A 9,599-nucleotide genomic window follows, 5' to 3' on the forward strand; every position below is an offset into this window, starting at 1 on the left:
GATGGATGGCGAGTCGGAAGCGCGTCCCGGTGGGGCGGGCGCCGGTCTCGCCCGCAGACGTGGAGACGCCCGAACGGCGTCCATCGACCGAGACGTTCGACGGCGGGAAGCCTGTCGGCGTCACGTCTCGTCCAGCGTCTCGCGCGCCGGGGCCAGTTGTTGCCTACCGGCCGTGTCAAGGTCGCCTCGTCACGCGAGAATCCGGGCCAGCGCGAGCACATGCGGCATCGGTGATTCGATATTGAGCACGCTTGGCATTACCCGATTCAGTCCGTCGAGTTCGAGTTCGCCGGTGAGAAGCGGCTGCTCGTCATCGGCCCGGATACCAGCGGAGCGACGCCCGAGTTGGCAGTCGTCCGGGGCATGGACCGACCCGGATCATTCACGCGGATCTGCTCCGACCGGAAGTCCGCCACTACCTGAGGTAACAGTGATGACGATGAAGCCGCGGTGTGGGGCGACTGGACTCCACGACTTCATCCCGCCACCGCCTCGGCTCGTGATGCCACTCGTTTTCGACTCATCGTTGCGGCCGCTGAGGCTCCCAGCACGGCAGACGAAGTGCTTATTGCTCGGGTGCGACAAGCGCGCGACGCCGGCGACTCCTGGGTGGATGGGCGCTCGCCACCGCTCATGAGCAGGGCTCCGTGTTTGGAGCTCTGACGATGCGCGAATAGCCGGGAAACGTAGGGCGGATCGGGGTGAGGAGAGGGTTGCCCCCGCAGGGACTCGAACTCGTATCGAGGCCGCCGATTGCCGGTCCCGCCGGGCGAGATCCGCATAACTACGGGGTTCTTCGATCACGGGAAGGGGCCGGAATCACCGCGATTCGCCCCACTTGTGTAGTTTTTGTGCAGTTCTCCGGACCATAAGACTGCATCCCACGGTCGCTCCGAGGAGATCTTCCCGAGCGACACGCGGGTGCGTGGCAGCCGCACGCTCACATTGACAGAGCTGTCGATGCCGCCGCTTCGAGGACGATCGAGGGCGGACGATTCCTGTTCCTGGCTGCTGACCTGCCGCACCTGCCGCTGCTCGAGGACGATATCGTCGAGCCGGGGCTAATCGCGCCCATCGGGCTCGTGCCGTCCGGTGCCACGCCGGGTGCGTTGGTCATCTGCTTCTTCGCCGAGGTGATCGAGCAGCTGGCGCATCGGGAGGACGTCGGACTGGTCGGAGTGCTGACCGCCGCCGCGTTGCTGGAGGAGGTCATCGTGCGCGTTCACGAACGTTTGCGATCGCAGCGAAGCTTTCCAGCCGGGCCGGAAGCGCGAGTCCCTGTCACCCGGTCGTCGCGAGGCTCGCGACGTCTATTGGGCGCAGACCACATCGACGGCAGGTCAGACCGCGAGCCTGCTCGAACTGCTGCAACTGGAAGGCGGCCTCGATCGCAATCCCGCCGGGCGTGCCTTCCGTATGACGAGACCTAGGTCACATTCCGAACTCCGCAGCGAGGGCTCGCTGACCATGGGCGGGTTCAAAGGACGCCGGGAGGCTTGACAATGAGGACCTGGCAGGATGAAGGAGCCCGATGCGCTACAGGTTCAATATCGCAACCCTGGGCCGATGGGACCCCGAACTGGGCCTCCACATCATTCGGACCGAGGAGCTCGGGCTGCCTCAGGCATCATCTTCGGATGACATTCAGGCGACGGCGCTCCTAGGAGAGTGGAGTCGAGGTCGTATCGCACTCGAAGCGCCAGAAGACGTTCTCCTGGCCGAGATCGACGCGAGCATTCAAGGGGTCTTGCGACGAGATGTGCTGGAACACTACTTGTCCAACTCCGGCCGCACGTTTGACGACGAGCCTTCCTCATGGGGTGCGCTCGGTCCGCTGGCCGTAGCGCCTACGGACGGAAGAACTGTCCTTATCGACGGAAACCATCGCTGGGCATGCGCGCTGATCGAAGGCAAGGCGACTTTCCGGGCACAGATTCTTCGACCGGGTGCGTTGTTTCCAACCGGCACCGACTGGGGTCAGATGCTCCAGTCTCAACTTACAGAGGGTCAGCGCGGCGCCGCGCGGTCATGATCGCGGCCTGAGGGGTGGGCGAGCGACATACGTTAAACACGCCGGCGGTGTGGCGAACGTCCAAGAGTCCGTCCGCCAGCCTGGGGTAGCCCGGCCGCCCGGCTGGAGGTCTCCGGACATGTCGCTCCGGCCAGCCCTGACCTGTGCGTTCTTGCGCGGGAGCTTCCGACGCGCTTGAGATCGGGGCCCGGTCTCTAGCAGTTCCGCTGAACAGCGGCCGTCAAACAGATGTCGGTGGTCCGCTCTATCGTGTGAGGCACGAACGTCTCCACGTTCGACGAGCATGGATCGCCTCCGCCCTGCCAGACCGTCGGACTCATGAATGCAAGAGGTGCGCGTGCCTGAAATCACCCACGAACGGATCGCTACATTCGCCGCCGAGCGCATCAACCTTCCTCATGCGGATGCGGTGGAACACCGCTCACAGGTCGATGGCCTCCGCGACCGGCTGGCGTCCAAAATAGCTGCCGACCCGGGATACGCCCTCGTCAAGAGCCTGCACGCTGGAAGCGTGGCTAAGCGCACCGCACTGAAGAACGTGAACGACCTCGATCTCGCGGTGTACGTCAAGGCGGCTGAAGCGCCCGCCGAGGATACCGAACTTGTGCACTGGATAGCGGATCGGCTGTATGAAGCCACCACAAACATGGATCGCACGCAGTTTGAAGAGCAGACCCATTGCGTCACCGTTCACTATCGAGGCTCGGAACTCGACGTCGATGTTGTCCCTGTGCTGTACGAAGGAGAAGCAAATGATGTGGGATACCTCATCAAGAAACACACTGGAGATCGGCTCAAAACTAGTACTAGGCTTCACCTAGACTTCATTGGCAATCGCCGCAAGGTCCACGGTGATGCGTTTCTCGAGTTGATCCGCGTTACAAAGTGGTGGAAGCGACAAGTGGCAAGTCGGGTCGACCAAGAGTTTAAGTTCAAGTCGTTCATGATCGAACTGATATGGGCCCACCTCGCTGATTCAGGCGTCCCCCTCTCCGATTACCCGCAAGCTCTGGAATCGTTCTTTGAATGGATCATCACGACAGGCCTTGAAGAGCGGGTGACGTTCACGGACTACACCGCTGCAGGATCCTTCCCTGCGCTGGGGTCAGACCCCATCCAGATTCTCGACCCAGTGAACCCAGACAACAACGTCGCTGCCAGATACGACAGTGCAGGACGGGACAAGATCCTCAATGCTGCCACTTCGGCCTATGACGCACTAACGGATGCACGATTTGCGACGACCAAAGGACGCGCCGTCGACAACTGGCAAGAGCTACTCGGCCCCACTTTCAAGGGATAGGCGCATATGACAGGTTCTTACAGCGTAAGTCAGACCTTCACGCTGACGCACGCTAAGCATCTCGCGTCAAAGGTTGTGAGCGACCTTTACCAGTGCTGCAAGTTCTACGGCGAGCCTTCCGAATCGCAGATCGAGAAATACCAGGAGGAACTTATTGTGATGCTCGCTGGTGGCTACGTAAAAGAGTACGAATTTGGGTTCAAGAAAAGCGGCAACCGCATCCTCTCTTGGCAATACCGGGTGAGCCCGAGCGGAGATCTGGTCGGCGGCGCGGATAACCGGAGCGGTGGCATTTATGCCAGAGCTGACGTAAGCGGCGCGACTCATTTCAACTTCATGTCCTATAGCCAAGCTTGGTTCGATCTGAACGCGGCCGGAAAGGGCGCCGTGAACGCTAAGCACCCAATCGAGCGAAGCGTTGGCGAACTGCCTAACGACGGTAACGGGTACTGGGCTACAGATCGTACCTACGGCAGCGGTGGGATTGCGATCGAGAGAAAGACGTTCCGCCCGCTATGACCTCAAACAGCGAACTCTTTGGGAACGTTCTCGAGTATCCGGACAGTGCGGCCCGGGATCGATTCGATGCGCTCGTGGGCATCGATGACATCAAACGGCGGTTGGTGAACGAGGCGAGCGTTCTAATCAATCCGCAAGTGCTTGAAGGGTGGAGTACGAGACACCACGGCGGGACCCTGAACGCGGTACGCGCTGTGGAGGAACGAACCCCGCTCATTGTCCTCGCGGGCGACGTCGGTACAGGGAAGACGGAGCTTGCGGAATCGGTCGGAGATTCGATCGTCCGTTCGCTTCGGATCCCCCTGCTTACGCTATATCCGCTCAGCTTAAGCACGCGGGGAAGTGGTCTTGTCGGGGAGATGACTACGCTTATTACGCAAGCATTTGAATTTGTTCGGTCAACTCTCGGTCAAGCGCGCGATGGCAACGGGAAGGTTCGGAACGCGGCAATTCTCCTCATCGATGAGGCCGACGCGATCGCACAGTCGCGCGAGCTCTCGCAGATGCACCACGAAGACCGCGCCGGTGTCAATGCGCTGATACGGGCGATCGACAGTTTCCGCCGAGACAAACTTCCGGTTCTCACTGTGCTCTGTACAAACCGTTCAGATGCGCTCGACCCTGCAATTGCGCGGCGCGCAGCACACGTCTTCACCTTCTCGCGTCCATCGAAGGAGCAAGCGACGAGTGTTCTGCGCGCCGCTTTGCACGGCACGGGCATCCGCAGTGAAGCCGTAGCCGAGGCGGCACGGCTCCTCGTTCCCGCCGGCGATCGAGACTGGGGACCGACCTACTCGGACCTGCGACAGAGATTCGTGCCAGACCTCGTACTTGACGCGTACGGGGAGGACAGGGCGATCACCGAGGTTGCCCTCACCCGAGCTGCCGAGAGCTTCGTCCCTACGCGTCCCTTTGGAACCGCCAATGCCTGATCTTCTCGGACCGGTCTTCATCTCATACCGAAGAAAACGCATTCAAGAGACGGATGCACTCATCCATGCGCTCCATGACCGAGGGCTCCCCACTTGGCGCGATGTGGATGATCTAGACAGTGAGCCGACTGAGGAGACCGTTCGTGCGGTCCTGAAGGACGGCAGGACCTCCGGGGCGATTCTTTGGCTGACGCCTGACGTTCGGGACAGTGCCATCGTAAAGAACGTTGAGGTACCTGAAGCGGTTCGGCGGTACCGACGCGATAAGGATTTCTGGCTCCTCGTTATTCTCGCCGATGGGCTTGAATACGAGGAGGTGACCAGCTTGTTCGGTGACAGTCTTGGTATAGAGGACCTCGCTACTTGGAATCTGACCAAGGTGTCAGCGCCGTGGGCTTCCTTTGCTGATATACGTCAGATCGCCGTTTCGGCGTTGAGGTGGAGGGTCGCTAAATTAGCGCCGAGTGGGCTCGAGGCGGGCGTCAATCTAGCGGTGCACGCAAAGGGAACGATGACGTTCGGAGCTCATGATGCACTTGCCCTCGACTGGACAAGGTACTTCAACGACGGTGTTCCCGAGTGTTCGGGACTGGGAGTTGATGGCTGGGGCTGCTCGCGACGTGGCTTTGGTCCTGAAGCAAGGCACAACAAATGCGACTACATTGCGAATTAGCGGTACGCCGTCCGTCCCTGCTGCAATGTTGCTTGGGTCTACTTATTCGGCGAGAGACGGGCGCAGCCCCTCGTGGTTGCAGCGCGAGCCGGACGGAGCCACCGTCACGCCGTGGAGGTTGGCGGACTTTTCCAATGCCTCGCATGCGGAGAAGTTGGGCTGGAAGGCGGCACCGGTCGTATATAGAGACACGTCTGCCAGTGCTCTCGCTGTTTTAGTCAACCTTTCTGGCAATGTGGAAGAAGCGTTTGCTCGGAGTAGGGCCTCTCTCCCTAAGTGGCGAGCAGTCGTGAAGATTGAGTCGCTTGTGGCTCGCAACACGCGATCGGATCCCTTAGCCTCAAGCGAGGCGGCTTCGCTCGTCCACTTGAGCATCGACGCGATACGGGCTGCGCAATCAGAAGTTCTCGGCATCGAGGCTATTCACTTCTTTATTGCCGGTCCGGCGGGCTTCGCCTTCATGCTAGGGACCTTCGTTGCAACGCTGCCGAGAATTACGACTTATGAGTGGGATCCGGCGTCGCGTATGTACTCCGCCGCGGCGACCTTCGCGACCTGATGGGCTCGAGGCGGTGTCGACGATCGATCCTTGGGCTCCAGTACTTAGCGCGGGGAGCGATCCGGGAGCTCGACTAGGTCGACGCACCCTCGCTGGCCGCGGCACACGGATCGATGTAGGTCGGAGCGATCGTTTTTGTCACCCGGCTGTGTGTGCAGAGAGAGAAGCACAGGGGAACGGTGAGCCCCCTCGCTGGACCCCTCGTTGGGTGCGAGGGGGCCACCGAGGGGTTTCGGGTGTCTTGCCCTGTCCTGGCCTACCACCTCCGCTGACGCGGCTTCTGAACCACCCTCATTCAGCAGAAAAGCGTTGCTGACTGAGGGTGGTTCAGAAGTACAGGTGGCAGGCCAGGACAGGGCAAGAGGAAACAGAGGGATTTGCGGGAGCGGGGATCTGGTGGAGAGGGGAGCGGGATGGGTGAGGAGTGATGGCGAGAGGCTGAATCGGTAAGGGATGGATCGACAGATAGGAGGATTGGACTACGAGTGGGGATGATTGCGATGGGTTGAGAGCGGGATTGTCGCGGTGAGGTCGTAATTCGGGTAGGGCTTTCGTGTAGTGATGCGCGGGAGCGGTGCGGGTTGACCGTTGGATCGAGTCGGCCTGAGTGACGGCTGCTACCGCGGTGTCCTCCACAGGCCGAGTTCGACGCGTTTGTGACTCCTGATCACAGACCGCTCGAGTCGTCGCGTCTCGCCCGCAACAGTCGGGTGGTGGGCAGCATCGAGCGGTACTCGAGCGGCGGCGATCGCCGGTACCGGGTGCGCTACCGCGATCCCGAACGGCGTTCGAAGGCGAAGGCCGGGTTTGTGACGCGGCGCGAGGCGGAGGCGTTCCTCAATGCAGTCAGTACCTCAGTCGCACACGGGGCTTACATCGACCCGACCGATGCCCGAGCGACCATCGTCAACCTCGGTCCTAAGTGGCTAGACGCGCAGACCCACCTCAAGCCCAGCTCGTACGCCACGCTTGAGACCGCCTGGCGCGTGTACGTCGCTCCGCGGTGGGGCGAGACCGAAGTCGGCCGGATCCGGCACAGCGACGTGCAGGCCTCGGTCGCGCAGCTGATTAAGGGAACCGCGCCGAGCATCCATCCACAGCACCCGCTCGGCGCGACGAGCGTCATCCGCGCCTACGGCGTTCTCGCCTCGATCCTCGATCCTCGACACCGCCGTCCGCGATCGCCGGCTCAGCGCAAACCCTGCACGCGGTGTCCACCTGCCACGCAAGCACGGCAAACGGCACGCGTACCTCAGCCATCAGCAGGTCGAGCTGCTCGCCCGGTGCGCAAACGACAAGGGGACGCTCGTCCGGTTCCTCGCTGACACCGGTTTGCGCTGGGGCGAGGCCGTTGCGCTGCGCGGCCGCGAAATCGACTTCGGGCGGCGGCGCGTCGCGGTCGTCGAGAACGCGGTGCGGGTCGGCGGCCGGATCATTGTCGGCACCCCGAAAGTCGCACCATGCCCGCCGAGTACCGATCCCGCCATTCCTGGCGGCTGAGCTGGCCGAGCAGATTCGAGGGCGGTCAGCCGGCGCGCTCGTCTTCGGCGACGGTGTGCATCACCTGAATCAGCCGACCGTCAAGGGCGGGTGGTGGGTTCAATCCATCGGACGAGCCCAGGCGATCGACCCAGGGTTCCCGACGCCGACGATCCATGACCTTCGGCACACGGCCGCAAGCCTCGCGGTGAGTGCTGGCGCGAACGTCAAAGCGATGCAGCGGATGCTCGGTCATGCCTCCGCGTCAATGACCCTTGACGTGTACGCCGACCTCTTCGATGAGGACCTAGAGTCGGTTTCGATGGCCCTCGATCACGCGAGAGCTGCGGAAGTTGTGCAGTTTTTGTGCAGTTCCGGCCCTGCAGTGGACCCGGGACCAGCCCGCGATCTGCATGATTCCGGGGAAGTAGGGCCCTAAGAAGGGGTGCCCCCGCAGGGACTCGAACTCAAATCCGCCCGCGAACTTGCAATGACGGCTGTGATTAGCGGAACTAAAAGAAACGCCGTTCACCACAAACTGCCTCGATCACGGGCGATCCCGTTCAGTTGCAGTCAAATGTGGTCGACATTCGAGTGAGCTGCGGAATCGCGCTGCGCTGCTTCACCGTTCGGGCGCGGACGTCTCGTCATGGGAGACAGTCACGTACCCGATGCGATCCGTCAGTGAGCCGTCATTAGCGGGGCTGACGAGTGCGTGCAGTGCAAGCGTCGTGGCGAGCACGAGGCCCACCGCGGCGATAGCGACCGTCAGCAGCACGAAGTCGGACCGAAGTCGATGGAGCACCGTATCTGCCTACGGACCGGAGGTGAACGCGAGGCAGCGGACGCGGAACGTGTTGTGGTCGATGCGGTGCGTCACCGCCCCCGGTTCGCGGTTCGCGGTCGCTCGATGTGCCGGGTGCGGCTCTCGCGTGGACTCGAGGCGCGGAGGTGGTCATCTGGACGGACTCTCACGAACAGAAGCGCGAAGCGTGGGTGTGGGCGGGAGCGGTCGAGCGGGTCGGCTCAGGCAGATCGATCGACGAAACGCGCAGCCCCTTGTACGGCGAGCCTCCTGGGTCCGACGGTCGCGCGCTACGGCTGAGCGGTTCTCGCACGTCGGCGTCGGCCGCTCCGCGCGACAGAACCGAATCGCCCGCCGCTCAATGGCGGGTGTTCCTGCCGGGAGCCTCACCGTACGCATCCGTGTAGTCGCGGCTGAAGTGGCTGGCGCTCGCGTACCCCACGGCATGCGCTACCGACGTGACCGTATGCGAGCCCGACACGAGAAGTCGACGTGCCTCCTGCAGCCGGATGGTGCGCTGGAACTGGCGAGTGCTGCGCCCCGTAACCTTTGGAAGTGGCGGTCGAGGCTCGGCCGGTTCATACCGGCCATCCGTGCGAGTTCCTCGACCGGCGCCTGGTCGGCGAAGTTCCAGACCGGGTGATCAGCAACCCGACGCACCTGTGCGACGGCGCGCTCTCATGAGCACGGCCCTGTGTTTCGAGCCCCGACGATTCGCAAGAAGCCCGGAACCAGGGGGCAGAACGGGGTGTGAAGAAGGGTGCCCCTGGAGGGAGTCGAACCCCCAACCGTTTCCTTAGGACGGAACTGCTCTTCCATTGAGCTACAGAGGCGTGGTGAGAGCGATGCTGCGAAGAGCAGTGTAGAGGGGTGGATCCCGACGACGTCGCTCGGCTGACCGAGCTCGAGGAGTCGCTGTGGCGTGCGACGACTCGGTTCGACCGCGACCATCTCGCCCGTGTGTACGCCGACGACTTCGACGAGTTCGGGCGGTCAGGCAAGCACTGGACACGCGAGGCGTCGATGGCGGCTGCCGTGGAGGCGTTCGAGACGGTGCTGCCGCTGCCGCACCTGCGGATCCGCCCGCTCGGCCCGGACGCGGCGCTGCTCACCTACCGCAGCGAGATGACCTACCCGGACGACGATGTCACGCTGGTCGCCAACCGCAGCTCGGTCTGGCACCGCATCGACGGGCAGTGGCGCCTGCGGTTCCACCAGGCGACGCCCAGCCGCTGAGCGTGGCGACCGGTGATCTCGAGGCTCGCTGCGCTCGCACCTCGATCAGCGGGCGGGAGGC

At 62.6% G+C, this 9,599-nt stretch carries 11 protein-coding genes and 1 tRNA gene; 9 read left to right on the forward strand and 3 right to left on the reverse strand.

Annotated elements, in window-relative coordinates:
- The first annotated feature begins 1,531 nt into the window (after positions 1–1,531).
- The 8 genes from ACFE67_RS10365 to ACFE67_RS10400 all read left to right on the forward strand — a co-directional run bounded on the left by ACFE67_RS10365 (position 1,532) and on the right by ACFE67_RS10400 (position 7,936).
- Entirely contained in the window at positions 1,532–2,032 is a 501-nt protein-coding gene (locus ACFE67_RS10365) for a hypothetical protein (RefSeq protein WP_375406798.1), read from the forward strand.
- A 337-nt stretch (positions 2,033–2,369) separates the two neighbouring features.
- A complete protein-coding gene (locus ACFE67_RS10370) occupies positions 2,370–3,335 on the forward strand; it encodes a CBASS oligonucleotide cyclase (RefSeq protein ID WP_375406799.1) in 966 nt (321 codons plus the stop codon).
- Between the two features lie 6 nt (positions 3,336–3,341).
- Positions 3,342–3,854, forward strand: a complete 513-nt coding sequence (locus ACFE67_RS10375; RefSeq protein ID WP_375406800.1) for a hypothetical protein — start codon at positions 3,342–3,344, stop codon at positions 3,852–3,854.
- A 74-nt stretch (positions 3,855–3,928) separates the two neighbouring features.
- The gene (locus tag ACFE67_RS10380; protein WP_375406801.1) at positions 3,929–4,786 is read left to right on the forward strand and encodes an AAA family ATPase; all 858 of its coding nucleotides are present in this window, start codon (positions 3,929–3,931) and stop codon (positions 4,784–4,786) included.
- A complete protein-coding gene (locus ACFE67_RS10385) occupies positions 4,779–5,459 on the forward strand; it encodes a hypothetical protein (RefSeq protein WP_375406802.1) in 681 nt (226 codons plus the stop codon). The genes ACFE67_RS10380 and ACFE67_RS10385 overlap by 8 nt, the downstream gene beginning before the upstream one ends.
- Positions 5,386–6,018, forward strand: a complete 633-nt coding sequence (locus ACFE67_RS10390; protein ID WP_375406803.1) for an SAVED domain-containing protein — start codon at positions 5,386–5,388, stop codon at positions 6,016–6,018. The genes ACFE67_RS10385 and ACFE67_RS10390 overlap by 74 nt, the downstream gene beginning before the upstream one ends.
- 713 nt (positions 6,019–6,731) lie before the next feature.
- On the forward strand, positions 6,732–7,343 hold the full coding sequence (locus ACFE67_RS10395) for a hypothetical protein (protein WP_375406809.1): 612 nt from the start codon (positions 6,732–6,734) through the stop codon (positions 7,341–7,343).
- Positions 7,229–7,936: a tyrosine-type recombinase/integrase gene (locus tag ACFE67_RS10400; protein ID WP_375406804.1), complete on the forward strand. Its 708-nt coding sequence runs from the start codon at positions 7,229–7,231 to the stop codon at positions 7,934–7,936. Before ACFE67_RS10395 ends, ACFE67_RS10400 begins: the two co-directional genes overlap by 115 nt.
- Before the next feature lie 183 nt (positions 7,937–8,119).
- On the opposite strand, the gene ACFE67_RS10405 is transcribed toward ACFE67_RS10400, so the two are convergent.
- From ACFE67_RS10405 to ACFE67_RS10415, 3 genes are all read right to left on the reverse strand, one after another.
- Positions 8,120–8,275 (reverse strand): hypothetical protein, encoded by a 156-nt coding sequence (locus tag ACFE67_RS10405; RefSeq protein ID WP_375406805.1) that lies wholly within the window; start codon positions 8,273–8,275, stop codon positions 8,120–8,122.
- 385 nt (positions 8,276–8,660) lie between these two features.
- Positions 8,661–8,936, reverse strand: coding sequence for a helix-turn-helix transcriptional regulator (locus ACFE67_RS10410; RefSeq protein ID WP_375406808.1), 276 nt, complete (start codon positions 8,934–8,936; stop codon positions 8,661–8,663).
- 127 nt (positions 8,937–9,063) lie between these two features.
- Positions 9,064–9,135, reverse strand: a tRNA-Arg gene (locus ACFE67_RS10415).
- Positions 9,136–9,172: 37 nt separating this feature from the next.
- Between ACFE67_RS10415 and ACFE67_RS10420 the strand changes: the two genes are divergently transcribed.
- Positions 9,173–9,538, forward strand: coding sequence for a DUF4440 domain-containing protein (locus ACFE67_RS10420; RefSeq protein ID WP_375406806.1), 366 nt, complete (start codon positions 9,173–9,175; stop codon positions 9,536–9,538).
- The last annotated feature ends 61 nt before the right edge of the window (positions 9,539–9,599 follow it).

Source organism: uncultured Amnibacterium sp., assembly GCF_964244015.1.
Lineage (GTDB): Bacteria > Actinomycetota > Actinomycetes > Actinomycetales > Microbacteriaceae > Amnibacterium.